This is a genomic window from Bradyrhizobium sp. HKCCYLRH3059, from assembly GCF_051168035.1.
Taxonomy (GTDB): Bacteria; Pseudomonadota; Alphaproteobacteria; order Rhizobiales; family Xanthobacteraceae; genus Bradyrhizobium.
This window is the reverse complement of the sequence record NZ_JBNPUF010000003.1, coordinates 61,502-74,219: the sequence shown is the minus strand read 5'-3', so window position 1 is coordinate 74,219 and position 12,718 is coordinate 61,502. Positions and strand designations below refer to the sequence as shown.

14 protein-coding genes are annotated in these 12,718 nt (G+C 65.0%); 11 read left to right on the top strand and 3 right to left on the bottom strand.

The features are described 5' to 3' along the window. Nucleotides 1-139: 139 nt before the first annotated feature. The gene (locus ACQR13_RS11075; RefSeq protein WP_315714079.1) at nucleotides 140-430 is read right to left on the bottom strand and encodes an accessory factor UbiK family protein; all 291 of its coding nucleotides are present in this window, start codon (nucleotides 428-430) and stop codon (nucleotides 140-142) included. A 256-nt stretch (nucleotides 431-686) separates the two neighbouring features. On the opposite strand from ACQR13_RS11075, the gene lgt reads away from it, so the two are divergent. The 7 genes from lgt (at nucleotide 687) to ACQR13_RS11040 (ending at nucleotide 6,867) form a co-directional block, all read left to right on the top strand. After that, complete coding sequence (lgt, locus tag ACQR13_RS11070; protein ID WP_434862834.1) at nucleotides 687-1,544, top strand: prolipoprotein diacylglyceryl transferase; 858 nt, start codon at nucleotides 687-689, stop codon at nucleotides 1,542-1,544. Then, a complete protein-coding gene (locus ACQR13_RS11065) occupies nucleotides 1,541-2,668 on the top strand; it encodes a class I SAM-dependent methyltransferase (RefSeq protein ID WP_434862833.1) in 1,128 nt (375 codons plus the stop codon). The genes lgt and ACQR13_RS11065 overlap by 4 nt, the downstream gene beginning before the upstream one ends. Nucleotides 2,669-2,688: 20 nt before the next feature. After that, nucleotides 2,689-3,435: a peptidoglycan editing factor PgeF gene (gene pgeF / locus ACQR13_RS11060; RefSeq protein ID WP_434842915.1), complete on the top strand. Its 747-nt coding sequence runs from the start codon at nucleotides 2,689-2,691 to the stop codon at nucleotides 3,433-3,435. 198 nt (nucleotides 3,436-3,633) lie between these two features. Continuing rightward, nucleotides 3,634-4,197 (top strand): hypothetical protein, encoded by a 564-nt coding sequence (locus ACQR13_RS11055; protein WP_434862832.1) that lies wholly within the window; start codon nucleotides 3,634-3,636, stop codon nucleotides 4,195-4,197. A gap of 165 nt (nucleotides 4,198-4,362) precedes the next feature. Beyond that, nucleotides 4,363-5,316, top strand: a complete 954-nt coding sequence (locus ACQR13_RS11050; protein ID WP_315714378.1) for a ribose-phosphate pyrophosphokinase — start codon at nucleotides 4,363-4,365, stop codon at nucleotides 5,314-5,316. 955 nt (nucleotides 5,317-6,271) lie between these two features. Continuing rightward, nucleotides 6,272-6,460 (top strand): type II toxin-antitoxin system HicA family toxin, encoded by a 189-nt coding sequence (locus tag ACQR13_RS11045; protein ID WP_434862831.1) that lies wholly within the window; start codon nucleotides 6,272-6,274, stop codon nucleotides 6,458-6,460. Between the two features lie 5 nt (nucleotides 6,461-6,465). After that, a complete protein-coding gene (locus tag ACQR13_RS11040; protein WP_434862830.1) occupies nucleotides 6,466-6,867 on the top strand; it encodes a type II toxin-antitoxin system HicB family antitoxin in 402 nt (133 codons plus the stop codon). A gap of 48 nt (nucleotides 6,868-6,915) precedes the next feature. Here the strand turns inward: ACQR13_RS11040 and ACQR13_RS11035 are convergent, their stop codons facing one another. Both ACQR13_RS11035 and ACQR13_RS11030 read right to left on the bottom strand, forming a co-directional pair. Beyond that, nucleotides 6,916-7,452: a hypothetical protein gene (locus tag ACQR13_RS11035; RefSeq protein ID WP_434862829.1), complete on the bottom strand. Its 537-nt coding sequence runs from the start codon at nucleotides 7,450-7,452 to the stop codon at nucleotides 6,916-6,918. Continuing rightward, nucleotides 7,418-7,975 (bottom strand): hypothetical protein, encoded by a 558-nt coding sequence (locus tag ACQR13_RS11030; RefSeq protein ID WP_434862828.1) that lies wholly within the window; start codon nucleotides 7,973-7,975, stop codon nucleotides 7,418-7,420. Before ACQR13_RS11030 ends, ACQR13_RS11035 begins: the two co-directional genes overlap by 35 nt. Nucleotides 7,976-8,052: 77 nt before the next feature. Here ACQR13_RS11030 and ACQR13_RS11025 point away from each other — a divergent pair, with 77 nt between their 5' ends. The 4 genes from ACQR13_RS11025 (at nucleotide 8,053) to ACQR13_RS11010 (ending at nucleotide 12,482) form a co-directional block, all read left to right on the top strand. Beyond that, on the top strand, nucleotides 8,053-9,285 hold the full coding sequence (locus ACQR13_RS11025; protein WP_434862827.1) for a benzoate/H(+) symporter BenE family transporter: 1,233 nt from the start codon (nucleotides 8,053-8,055) through the stop codon (nucleotides 9,283-9,285). 124 nt (nucleotides 9,286-9,409) lie between these two features. Next, nucleotides 9,410-10,729, top strand: a complete 1,320-nt coding sequence (locus ACQR13_RS11020) for an ABC transporter substrate-binding protein (protein WP_434862826.1) — start codon at nucleotides 9,410-9,412, stop codon at nucleotides 10,727-10,729. After that, nucleotides 10,726-11,661 (top strand): carbohydrate ABC transporter permease, encoded by a 936-nt coding sequence (locus ACQR13_RS11015; protein ID WP_315714070.1) that lies wholly within the window; start codon nucleotides 10,726-10,728, stop codon nucleotides 11,659-11,661. The genes ACQR13_RS11020 and ACQR13_RS11015 overlap by 4 nt, the downstream gene beginning before the upstream one ends. Beyond that, nucleotides 11,658-12,482, top strand: coding sequence for a carbohydrate ABC transporter permease (locus ACQR13_RS11010; protein ID WP_315714069.1), 825 nt, complete (start codon nucleotides 11,658-11,660; stop codon nucleotides 12,480-12,482). The genes ACQR13_RS11015 and ACQR13_RS11010 overlap by 4 nt, the downstream gene beginning before the upstream one ends. Nucleotides 12,483-12,718 lie beyond the last annotated feature (236 nt).

Genomic DNA, 12,718 nt, shown 5'->3' with positions numbered 1-12,718 from the left:
GTTGCTGGACGTCCTTCGGCAAGCCTCCAGGGGTGCGGGGGCCGCGGACGTGGCGGCGTTCTAGCGGCAAACCCGGGAAATGACAAGGAAATGAAGGGGCCGCCTGCCCCTCTTGTCCCAGGGCGACCCGGCCGCGGCGTCAGCCATCCGCGCTGCCGGCGCCCGGCGGCGTGCCGGCCGCACCACCCAGCTTGGCTTCCAGCGCCGCGATCCGCGCCTTCAGCGCCTCGTTCTCCTCGCGGGCGAGCCGGGCCATGTCCTTGACCGCCTCGAACTCCTCGCGCTTCACGATGTCCAGGTCGTTCAGGATCTTTTCCGCCTGGTTGCGGATGACGGAATCGACCTCCCGCTTCATGCCCTGGGCGGCACCTGCGGCATCGTTCATCAGGCGGCCGAGTTCGTCGAAAAACCGGTTGTTGGTCTGGGTCATGTGAGAAACTCCGCGTCCCGCGACGAGCACGATGATGGAAGACAGAATGGCGATCCCTGTCGCCGCCCGCAAGATGGGCCGTCTTGTCATGCCTTGGTTTCCTTGTCATCGTACTTGTTGCGCCGGCCCGCGGCGCTGGTATGAGCAGCCCTGAGATCACATCGCGCCGCGCCCGCTCATGTGGCGGGGCCCGTTCGAAGCCCGCATCGCCCGGGGGCTTCCGGAAGCGGGACGCCGTGTCCACGAAAGCCAGTGAATGACGCCTCTCCTCATCGATTTCCCCGTGTTCGATCCGGTTGCGATCGCCATCGGCCCGTTCGCGATCCGCTGGTACGCGCTGGCCTATATCTGCGGCATCGTGATCGGCTGGCTCTACGCTCGCTCGCTGCTGAAGAAGGAGCGGCTGTGGGGCGGCCCGGCGCCGGTGTCGCTGGTCCAGCTCGACGACTTCATCCTGTGGGTCACGATCGGCATCATCCTCGGCGGCCGCACCGGCTACGTGCTGTTCTACAACCTGCCGTACTTCATCGATCATCCGCTCGAGATCTTCGAGCTGTGGAACGGCGGCATGTCGTTCCATGGCGGCTTCATGGGCTGTGTGCTCGCCGTGATCTGGTTCGCTCGCCGCAACGGCCTGCCGATCGTCTCGCTCGGCGACGTCACTACCGCGGTCGCGCCCATCGGCCTGCTGCTCGGCCGCATCGCCAATTTCATCAATGGCGAGCTGTGGGGCCGTGCCGCCGATGCAAGCGTGCCCTGGGCGATGATCTTCCCGCGCGATCCGACCCATCTCCCGCGCCATCCGAGCCAGCTCTACGAGGCCGGCCTCGAAGGCATCGTGCTGTTCATCGTGCTGGCGATCATGATCCGGTTCGGCGCGCTGAAACGGCCCGGCCTGATCCTCGGCAGCTTCATCACCCTCTATGGCGTGGCGCGCATCACCAGCGAGCTGTTCCGCGAGCCCGACAAGCAATTGGGCTTTCTCTGGGGTGGCCTGACCATGGGCATGGTGCTGTCGGTGCCGATGCTGATCATCGGCGCCATCCTGGTGGCGCGGGCGCTGCGCAAGCCCGGGACACATCAAGCCACTCCCCCGCTGCAGGCCAATCCGTGATCGAGACCTCTCCGCTCCACACCGAGATCAAGCGGCTGATCAAGGCGTCCGGCCCGATGCCGGTCTGGCGCTACATGGAGCTGTGCCTGATGCATCCGGAGCACGGCTACTACATCTCGCGCGATCCGCTCGGACGCGAGGGCGACTTCACCACCGCCCCCGAAGTGAGCCAGATGTTCGGCGAGTTGCTCGGGCTGTGGGCGGCCTCGATCTGGAAGGCGACGGGATCGCCGCAGCAATTCCGGCTGATCGAGCTGGGACCCGGCCGCGGCACCATGATGTCCGATGCGCTGCGGGCGCTGCGCGTGCTGCCGCCGCTGTACCAGACGATCTCGGTCCACCTGGTCGAGGTCAATCCTGTCCTGCGTGAGAAGCAGAAGGCGACGCTGACCGGCCTGCGCAACGTCAACTGGCACGAGAGCTTCGACGAGGTGCCGGAGGGCCCCAGCGTCATCTTCGCCAACGAGTATTTCGACGTGCTGCCGATCCACCAGATGATCAGGCGCGAGACCGGCTGGCATGAGCGCGTCGTCGAGCTCGACGAGGAGGAGAACTTCGTCTACGGCGCGGCCGCCGATCCGACGCCCGGCTTCGAGCTGCTGCTGCCGCCGCTGGTGCGCGCCGCGCCGGCCGGCGCGATCTTCGAATGGCGGCCGAACATGGAGATGATGGCCATCGCCAGGCGCATCCGCGACCAGCGCGGCGCTGCCGTCATCATCGATTACGGTCATGTGCGCAGCGACGTCGGCGACACCTTCCAGGCCATCGCCCGTCATAGCTTCGCCGATCCCCTCAAGACACCGGGGCTTGCCGACATCACCGCCCATGTCGATTTCGACGCGCTGGCGCGGGCCGCGGAAGCCGTCGGCGCGCGCGTTCACGGCCCGGTCACGCAGGGCGAGTTCCTGCAGCGGCTCGGCATCGAAACCCGCGCGCTGACCCTGATGCAGAAGGCGTCGCCGGAAGTCTCGGAGGACATCGCGAGCGGGCTGAAGCGCCTGACCGGCGGCGGCCGCGGCGGAATGGGGTCGCTGTTCAAGGTGCTCGGCATCTCCGATCCGGCCATTCCGGTGCTGGCGGGCATCAGCGACGAACACACCAACGAGAACACGGGAGGCGCATGATGCTGGTCTCATCGGAAGTGATGTCCGCGATCCCTGGCCTGCGCCATGCCTTCTTCACCCGCGAGGGCGGCGTCTCCGACGGCATCTATGCCGGCCTCAATGGCGGGCTCGGATCGAATGACGTGCCGGAGAACGTCCGGGAAAACCGCCGCCGCATGGCCGCCCATCTCGGCGTCGCGCCCGACCAGTTCCTCAGCCTGCACCAGATTCATTCGCCCGACGTCGTGGTTGCGACCGGGCCCTGGGACGGCCCCGTCAGGCCCAAGGCCGATGCGCTGGTGACCGCGACGCCGAATCTCGCGATCGGCGTCACCACGGCCGATTGCGGGCCGATCCTGTTCGTCGACCCGCATGAGCGCGTCATCGGCGCGGCCCATGCCGGCTGGAAAGGTGCGCTCACCGGCGTGCTCGAAGCCACGCTGCAGGCGATGGAGGAGCTCGGCGCAGAGCGCGGCCGGATCATTGCCGCGATCGGCCCCCTGATCCGCCAGCCGAGCTACGAGGTCGGCGCCGAGTTCGTCACGCGCTTCCTCGACGACGACGCCGAACACGCGCGCTTCTTCCTGCCGTCGACGCGCGACGGCCACGCGATGTTCGACCTCGCCGGCTTCATCCGGATGCGGCTGGAAAACGCCGGCCTGCTGCTGATCGACGATCTCGGCCTCGACACCTATGTCGACGAGCGCTTCTTCAGTTACCGCCGCTCGGTCCATCGCAACGAGCCGGACTACGGCCGGCACGTCCATGCCATCATGCTCGAAGGCTGAAGCTGGGCGCGATTGTGGCCGCATGTGGATTGCTTAACCCTTTCTGTACAACTGAATGCACTCTGTCCCAATCTGTGGCAGCCGCGACCTAGACGTTAATCGATTTTAACGATATCGCTCCCGACGATGAGGGGAGCGCCGACACCACTTCAACGTATCAGCCGCGCTGCGCAGCACGCCTGCGTTGCCGTTTTGCTGATGACGTCCGCTGCAACGCTCGGCGGCTGCGCGACCAGCAGCGGTGGTGCGTCCAACGCCTATGCGATGGCGCCTGCATCGGATGGCGCCACGATCGCCTTCGAGCAGATCGACGGCCCGCCGCCGCAGATCTTCGACCGCATGGTCAGCGTGCTCGACAGCGAGTCCAAGCTGCGCAGCCTCGCCATCGTGTCGCGCGAGGCCCCTGCCGCGTATCGTGTCCGCACCTATCTCTCCGCCCAGGTCGTCAGCGGCAAGGGCGTGATCGCCTGGGTGTTCGACGTCTACGATCGCAATCAGCAGCGCGCGCTGCGGCTGTCGGGCGAAGAGCCGGTCGGACGCGGCGGCCGCGATCCGTGGAACAATGTCGACGACATGGTGCTTCGGAAAATCGCGCAGGCCGGCTTCAGCGGACTTTCGAACATGCTGAACGGCACCCCGCCCGCCGACGCCGCGCCACCGGCGGCACCGGCCACCCGCGGCCCTGCGGTCGCCGTGACCGAGCCCGCGTCGCCGGCGTCCGGCGGCACCAGCGTCGCGGCCCTCGGCTACACCGACCATTAGGCAAAGAGGCGCATTTTGCGCCGTTTTTGACCGGGAAAAACACCTGCGGCGGGTTGCCATGCGCGCAGTGTCCTTGATATCACCTCGCCCGTGCAAAACTGCCGGTTCCATGGATAGCCCGATATGCTGAACAAGGTCTCCAGCGAGACGCGAGGAGAATTCACGATGTCGGCCAAGAACGGCTCCATCAAACTCGTCGCCGGCAACTCCAATCCGGCCCTCGCCGCGGGCATCGCCGCTGAACTCGGGCTGCCGCTGACGAAAGCGGTGGTCCGGCGCTTCGCCGACATGGAGATCTTCGTCGAGATCCAGGAGAACGTCCGCGGCTCCGACGTCTTCATCATTCAATCGACGTCCTATCCGGCGAACGACCTGCTGATGGAGCTCCTGATCATCACCGATGCGCTGCGCCGCGCCTCCGCGCGCCGCATCACCGCCGTGGTGCCCTATTTCGGCTATGCGCGGCAGGATCGCAAATCGAACTCGCGCACGCCGATCTCGGCCAAGCTCGTCGCCAACCTGATCACCCATGCGGGCGTCGACCGCGTCATGACGCTCGATCTGCACGCCGGCCAGATCCAGGGCTTCTTCGACATCCCGACCGATAACCTTTTTGCCTCGCCGCTGATGGTGCGCGACATCAAGGATCGCTTCGATCTCTCCAACCTCATGGTCGTCTCGCCGGACGTCGGCGGCGTGGCGCGCGCCCGAGGCCTGGCCAAGCGCATCAACACGCCGCTCGCCATCGTCGACAAGCGCCGCGAGCGTCCCGGCGAGTCCGAGGTCATGAACGTGATCGGCGACGTCTCCGGCCACACCTGCATCCTGATCGACGACATCGTCGATTCCGGCGGCACCCTGGTGAACGCGGCGGATGCGCTGCTCAAATACGGCGCCAAGGACGTCTACGCCTACATCACGCATGGCGTGCTCTCCGGCGGTGCCGCGTCCCGCATCACCTCGTCGCGGCTGAAGGAGCTCGTCATCACCGACTCCATCATGCCGACCGAAGCGGTCCGCAACGCCCCCAACATCCGCACGCTGGCGATCGCGCCGCTGATCGCCGAGGCGATCGGGCGGACGGCGGCGGAAGAATCGGTGTCGAGCCTGTTCGACTGACCTCGGTTGTCTGCGAACGTCGCCTCATCCTTCTCGCGCTAGAACTCGATTTTGCCCACCCTCCCCTGGAGGGGGAGGGTCGATCGCACGCGAAGCGGGCGAGCGGGGTGGGGTGATCTCTCCGCAGGCTCTGGTGCAAGTGGAGAGATCACCCCACCCCGCCTCACGTCTCGCTTCGCTCGTCGTGAGGCGACCCTCCCCCTCCAGGGGAGGGTGGCAGCTTGCCCCGTACGCCGTCATTGCGAGGAGCGCAGCGACGAAGCAATCCAGGGTGCCTCAACGGAGAGATGCTGGATTGCTTCCGCCTACGCTCTCCGAGCTTCGGCGGACAAGTCGCTGCGCTCACAACGACGCCCGCGGTGTCTTTCATGGCAACATTGTCTGCCGACTTCTGGAGATGCAGCTCCGCGATCTCGCGACGCATTTTGCGTCCGAGCTTTGCTCATCGTGCCGCCCTCACGAGATGAAGGGCGCAGGGAAGGCCGGACCTCGACTGAGGCCCGTGGCCCGCCTGCTCAAAAAATGCAGGCGGCAGGTACCACAGGTCCAGCCGGACGATCCGGCCCTCCCTGCGCGATGGCTTTACGGCTGCTTCGCGTTCTCCTCGGTGCACCGGCTTGTGGCCACCGTGTGCGCAACGCGTCACGCGCGTTACGCGGGATACCAGCATCGGGGTATCAGGACCGCGCGACTTGACCGTGCGTGCCGGATCGTTCGTCGGCGCAAACTGAATCACGCTGCGACCCGACCCGCCCATCGCATTCCGCTGCCGACGTCCATGACGACCGCGATACGTCCCCTCCGACGCAACGGAACGAGCGGGACCATAATGCTGATTTGGCGAAATCGTCAAGAGAATTATTTTTATCCGAAGGGCCGCACAAAGATCGCAAGCAGCAGCCGGCGCTCCCTCAGATATTCTTGACGCCCACCATTCGTGTGTATAAATACACATATGAACAGTCGGGACGTGATCTCGGTTCTGCAGCGGGACGGGTGGGTACAAGTGGCCCAGAAGGGCAGCCACGTCCAGTTCAAGCATCCCGCCAAGAAAGGCCGCGTGACCGTTCCTCATCCGTCGCGAGACCTCCCGATCGGCACGCTGAAGAGCATCGAGAAGCAGGCAGGTCTCAAGCTGAGGTGAGCACGATGCGGTACTACATCGGTCTGATTCACAAGGATGCTGACAGCCATTTCGGCGTCTCGTTTCCGGATCTGCCCGGCGTCGCGACGGCGGGGACCACTTTGGATGACGCGCGGGTGATGGCCGAGGAAGCCCTGGCGTTGCATATCGAAGGCCTTGTCGAGGATGGCGAAGTCATCCCCGAGCCTTCCTCGCTGGAGCAGATCATGTCCCATCGGACTAACCGCTCCGGCGTCGCCGTTCTCGTCCCGGCCAAGGTCGAGCAGCCCAAGGCGGTCCGCGTCAACGTCACGCTGCCCGAAGACGTCCTGGCGCAAATCGATCGCTATGCCGAAGCGCACGGCTTTACCCGGTCCGGGTTGCTGGTGCAGGCGGCCAAAAAACTCATGACGGACGAGGCGGCCTGATTGCAGCCTTTCCGGGTCGTCCGGCGCGCCGATCAGTTCAAGGCTGACTCAGCGATCAAGCCGTGTCGCTGTGCCGAACTCGGAGTGAAGCAGAGCTTCCAGCATCGTGCTCATGTCAGGAACAAGGGTACCGTAAGTCATACGAGCGGGCGATCCAAACATGCCACGCATGTGCTCCCCGTTTTGGTAGGCGGCTCTGACATTCGGACCGAGCCGCCCTAGAGCCGCCTCGATCTCCATCCCATCAGCCGCCGGCTTCAACGGGAACACCGCGGCGACTATTGACGACAGAATGCCCTCGATCACTGCTCCCTCGCGAACGAGGAGTTCGATCACTTCGGACACGTTCCTGGAGATGTCCTCGGCCGTATCGTCTCGGACTTGAAGCAAGACATGGCAGACGCGCTGCATGTCCGGCGGCGGGATAGGCGGCAGCTCATCTTGCTCGACAATTCGCATCGACTCCCTGGATATGACGCTGCCAAATGCAGCGGCGATGCGTCTTCGGGTAAGCCAATTCATGACACGGCCGTTCAAGGTGGAGCGCCCCTCATTGATCTCTTGCGGTCTTTCGGACGAAGCCAAGAAATTCCTCGTTCGGCGGATGCCCGAAGACGATCTCCTCACGCGTGACGAGCTTTCGCTTCGTACCCCACCACTCCTGGTCCGTTCGACGAGAGATTTTGCCTCTGACGTTGCGCGGACCTGCATCCGTGTCGAGAAGCGTGCTCACGGCGCTGACCGTCTGATCGGGCCCGACCGTTCCCTTGATCTCGATGCGCGCGAAGGGGGGCCGATCCTTTTGGTCGCCCTCATTGTCTCCGTCGAAATAGACAATGATTGTGATCCTGTTACCGGACATCTCGATCTTCGCCGTGCCCTTTTGCACCTCCCATATGGATTCGCTCCCGGCGCGCAGACGCACAAAATTCCAAGGTTCAGCGGCTTCGCTTTGGCAGACTCCGAGCGGGAGCAAAGTCAGAGCCGCGGCAATCAAATTCTTCGGCACGGCGAAGTCGGTCGAGATCATGTGCACGCGCTCCCACTCAATTTCCGCGAGATCCATCCGCCGAATGTCCGGCTGCACATTCTTGCTGCCCGCTTGCACGGTCCGTCCTTGTACGCCAGAACATCCCACGAAGACCCAAGGACAACAACAAGAACACAGGCCGAGCCCTACCCTCCATGTTCAACGCCATCGAACGCCTGGCCGAACCGCCGCCCAGCCTCGGCCAGATCGCCAGCGATTTCGGTCCGCTCTACGCCTCGCACGGCTTCATCGGCTGGCTGTTCGCGATCACCGGACCGGTCGCCATCATCCTGTCGGTCGGCGCCAATGGCGGGCTGTCGCAGGCGGAGATCGCGTCGTGGATCTTCGGCGTGTTCTTCATCAACGGCCTGATCACACTGCTGCTGTCGTGGCGCTATCGCGAGCCACTGGTGCTGTTCTGGACCATTCCAGGTACCGTCCTGGTCGGCCAGTCGCTGACGCATCTGAGCTTCCCGCAGGTGGTCGGCGCGTTCTACGGCACGGCGCTGTTGATGCTGGTGCTCGGGCTCACCGGCTGGGTCAAGCGCGCGATGCAACTGGTGCCGATGCCGATCGTGATGGGCATGGTCGCCGGCGTATTCCTGCGCTTCGGCCTCGATCTCGTCCGCGCCGTGTTCGCCGACTTTGCCATCGCCGGGCCGATGGTCGTGCTCTGGCTGCTGCTGACCGCGCTCCCTGCGCTCGGCCGGCGCTGCCCGCCGATCATCGGCGCGCTCGTCATCGGCACGCTCGCGGCTCTCCTGTTCGGCAAGTATGATCAGAATGCGTCGCTGCAGATCGCGCTGATCCGTCCGGTGATCCCGACGCCATCCTGGTCGCTCGCGGCCATGATCGAGCTGATCGTGCCGCTCGCGGTCACCGTGCTGGTGGTGCAGAACGGCCAGGGCTTTGCGGTGCTGACCGCCGCCGGGCACAAGCCGCCGGTCAATGTGGTGACCGTCGCCTGCGGCATCGGCTCGGCGCTCGCGGCTGTCGTGGGCGGCGTGTCGACCTGCCTGACCGGACCGACCAACGCGATCGTCGTCTCCGGCGGCGAGCGCAAGCGCCACTATACCGCGGCGATGGTCGTGGGGGTGCTGGCGCTCGGCTTCGGCCTGCTGGCGCCGACCTTCACCACGCTGCTGCTGATCGCGCCGAAATCATTGATCACCGCGCTGGCGGGCCTCGCCATGCTGCGCGTGCTGCAAACGGCGTTCGTGACCGCGTTCAGAACGAACTTCTCCCTCGGCGCCCTGATCGCCTTCCTCGTCACCGTTGCCGACGTGCCACTGCTCAACATCGGCGCCGCGTTCTGGGGGCTCGTCGCTGGCTTTGCACTGTCGGGGCTGCTGGAGCGGGCGGATTTCACAGCCGCATCTGGCGCATAACGGATTGCCGCATCGCACCACGCGCTGTCGTCGCATCCCCAGTCGAACGGGCACCATGCTGTTGCAGCGCCGCTGGATCGCGCTACACTTCACGACCAAACAAAAAGTCTTCCGGGAGGATATGATGACCGCGATCACGCGCCGCAACATGCTTGCGGGTACGGCAGCAGCAGGCGCGCTTGCGCTCACCGGCCAGCCCGCCTGGTCGGAGCCGCAGTGGAAGAAATATGCCGGTACCAAGCTCGAGGTGATCCTGGCCAAGGGGCCGCGCGGCGATAATCTGCAGAAGAATATCAAGGAGTTCACCGCGCTGACCGGCATCGAGGTGGAATCCGAGCAGATCCCGGAGCAGCAGCAGCGACAGAAGGTCGTGATCGAACTGTCGTCGGGCAAGCCGAGCTTCGACGTCGTCCATCTCAGCTATCACGTGCAGAAGCGGCAGTTCGAGAAGGCCGGCTGGCTCGCCGACATCACCGACATGATGAAGGATCCGAACCTCACCGCGCCGGACCTCGTGCAGAGCGATTTCTCCGCCGCCGGCCTCAGTTACGCCAGCAACGACAAGGGCCGCATGTTCTCGCTGCCATGGTCGGTGGACTACTTCATCCTCTACTATAACAAGGAGCTGTTCGCGAAGAAGGGCGTCGAAGTGCCGAAGACGCTCGACGAGATGGTCACGGCGGCGCAGAAGCTGACCGATGCCAAGGACGGCATCTTCGGCTTCGTCGGCCGCGGCCTGCGCAACGCCAACATGACCCTGTGGACGAACTTCTTCCTCAACTATGGCGGCGAGTTCCTGGACGCCAAGGGCAACATCCTGACCGACGGCCCGGAGGCCGTCGAGGCGACCAAGCTGTATCAGAAGCTGCTGACGACCTGCGCGCCTCCGGGCGTGGCCGGCTTCAACTGGATGGAGTCGATGGCCTCCTTCACGCAAGGCCGCTCGGCGATGTGGATCGACGGCGTCGGCTGGGCGCCGCCGCTGGAGGATCCCAACGCCTCGCGCGTGGTCGGCAAGGTCGGCTACACCGTGGTGCCCGCGGGACCGAAGGGGCAGTACTCGGCGACCTATGGCGACGGCATCGGCATTGCGGCCGCGAGCAAGAACAAGGAAGCGGCCTGGCTGCTGTGCCAGTGGCTGGTGTCGAAGCCGCAGGGCGCCCGCCTGGTGCAGGCTGGCGGCGGTGTGCCGTTCCGCAACTCGGTGCTCAACGACCCCGGGGTCCAGGGCGGCGTGAAGATGCCGAAGGAGTGGCTGCAGTCGGCGATCGACTCCGGCAAGATCTCCAAGCTCGGCCTGCCCGTGATCATCCCGGTCGCCGAATTCCGCGATCTCGTCGGTGCGGCGCTGACGGCCACGCTGTCGGGCGCCGATCCCGCCACCGAGCTGAAGAAGGCGCACGAGCAGTTCCGCCCGATCCTGGAGCGCAGCGAGAAAGCGTGAGCACGATCGTCGAACAGGCCGGCGCGGCAGCGGAGGCGGCTGCGCCGGAACGTGCGCTGCGACCGCCGTCGTACTGGCCGTTCGTGATCCCGGCGCTGGTCACCGTGCTGGCGGTGATCATCTTCCCCTGGCTGTTCACGATCTGGATGAGCTTCCAGGAGTGGAAGGTCGGTTCGCCAACGACATTCGTCGGGCTGTCGAACTATCTCAGGCTGCCGGCCGATCCGCGCTTCGTCGAGTCGGTCGGGCACACGCTGTCCTATACGGCTCTGTCGGTGCTGCTGCCGCTGGTGCTCGGCACCTTCGCGGCGGTGATCTTCCATGCCCGCTTCCCCGGCCGGGGACTGCTGCGGGCGCTGTTCATCATGCCGATGATGGCGACGCCGGTGGCGATAGCCCTGGTGTGGACGATGATGTTCCATCCACAGCTCGGCATCCTCAACTACCTGCTGTCGCTGGTCGGCCTGCCGCCGCAGCTCTGGGTCTTCCATCCGGGCACGGTGATCCCCTCGCTGGTGCTGGTCGAGACCTGGCAGTGGACGCCGCTGGTGATGCTGATCGTGCTCGGCGGCATCGCCTCGCTGCCGACGGAGCCGTATGAGAGCGCACAGATCGACGGCGCCAGCACCTGGCAGATGTTCCGCTACATCACCCTGCCCTTGATCATGCCGTTCCTGTTCATCGCCGCGATGATCCGCGCCATCGACGCGATCAAGAGCTTCGACATCATCTTCGCGATCACCCAGGGCGGCCCGGGCTCGGCGTCGGAGACCATCAACCTCTATCTCTACAGCGTCGCCTTCGTCTATTACGACCTCGGCTATGCGTCGGCGATCGCGGTGGTGTTCTTCGCGCTGATCATCGCGCTGACTGCGCTCTTGCTGGTGCTGCGCCGCCGCGCGCAGTGGAATGCGCTGGGGAGCGACACATGAGCGCGCAGACCATCCTCGGCCGGCTCGGGCTCGCGCTCGGCGTCTTCCTCATCGTCTCGCCTGCGATCCTGTTCTTTCTCTGGATGATCTCGCTGTCGGTGAAGTACGAGGTCGACAACGCCGCCTATCCGCCAGTGTTCTGGCCGGAGCATTTCGCCTGGAAGAACTATGCCGACGTGCTGTCGTCCAACCGCTTCTTCACCTATTTCAAGAACAGCCTGGTGGTGACCGGCGGCGCGACGGCGCTCGCGATGCTGGTCGGCGTGCCCGCCGGCTACGGCATCGCCCGCATGGCCGCGCACAAGTCCGCGATCGTGATCCTGATCGCGCGCATCACGCCGGGCCTGTCCTATCTGATCCCGCTGTTCCTCTTGTTTCAGTGGCTCGGCCTGCTCGGCACGCTGTGGCCGCAGATCATCATCCATCTCGTCGTCACCGTGCCGATCGTGATCTGGATCATGATCGGCTATTTCGAGACCACGCCGATCGAGCTCGAAGAAGCCGCGCGTATCGATGGCGCGACGCGCTGGCAGGTTTTCCGTCACGTGGCATTGCCGGTGGCGAAGCCCGGCCTCGCCGTCGCCTTCATCCTCGCGGTGATCTTCTCCTGGAATAATTTCGTGTTCGGCATCGTGCTGGCCGGACGCGAGACCCGCACCTTGCCGGTCGCGGTCTACAACATGATCTCGTTCGATCAGCTCTCGTGGGGGCCGCTCGCGGCGGCCGCGCTGATCGTGACCCTGCCGGTGCTGCTGCTGACCGTGTTCGCGCAGCGGCAGATCGTGGCCGGCCTGACGGCGGGTGCGGTCAAGGGGGGCTGACGGGTATAATGCATACCAAAGAGAACCTGCGGCGGAATGCCAAACTTGCCTTGGTCAGGCCATAGTCTGCCACTTGGTTACCTGCGTGGAACCGGGATTCGCCCCGCCCCTGAGGCGCGGCGATGGCCGCGTTGATGGCTTCATCTCGTCTCTGCGCCGGCTTCGTTCCAGCCGAATACCACTGCGCCGCACGATCGACCGGCTCCGGATTTGCGCTCCGTCCGGTCCGTCTTGCA

Coding starts and splice junctions, on each gene's coding strand:
- ACQR13_RS11075 (WP_315714079.1), bottom strand. CDS start 430: ATGACCCAGACCAACAACCGGTTTTTCGACGAACTCGGCCGCCTGATG.
- lgt (WP_434862834.1), top strand. CDS start 687: ATGACGCCTCTCCTCATCGATTTCCCCGTGTTCGATCCGGTTGCGATC.
- pgeF (WP_434842915.1), top strand. CDS start 2,689: ATGTCCGCGATCCCTGGCCTGCGCCATGCCTTCTTCACCCGCGAGGGC.
- ACQR13_RS11055 (WP_434862832.1), top strand. CDS start 3,634: ATGACGTCCGCTGCAACGCTCGGCGGCTGCGCGACCAGCAGCGGTGGT.
- ACQR13_RS11050 (WP_315714378.1), top strand. CDS start 4,363: ATGTCGGCCAAGAACGGCTCCATCAAACTCGTCGCCGGCAACTCCAAT.
- ACQR13_RS11045 (WP_434862831.1), top strand. CDS start 6,272: ATGAACAGTCGGGACGTGATCTCGGTTCTGCAGCGGGACGGGTGGGTA.
- ACQR13_RS11040 (WP_434862830.1), top strand. CDS start 6,466: ATGCGGTACTACATCGGTCTGATTCACAAGGATGCTGACAGCCATTTC.
- ACQR13_RS11025 (WP_434862827.1), top strand. CDS start 8,053: ATGTTCAACGCCATCGAACGCCTGGCCGAACCGCCGCCCAGCCTCGGC.
- ACQR13_RS11020 (WP_434862826.1), top strand. CDS start 9,410: ATGACCGCGATCACGCGCCGCAACATGCTTGCGGGTACGGCAGCAGCA.
- ACQR13_RS11010 (WP_315714069.1), top strand. CDS start 11,658: ATGAGCGCGCAGACCATCCTCGGCCGGCTCGGGCTCGCGCTCGGCGTC.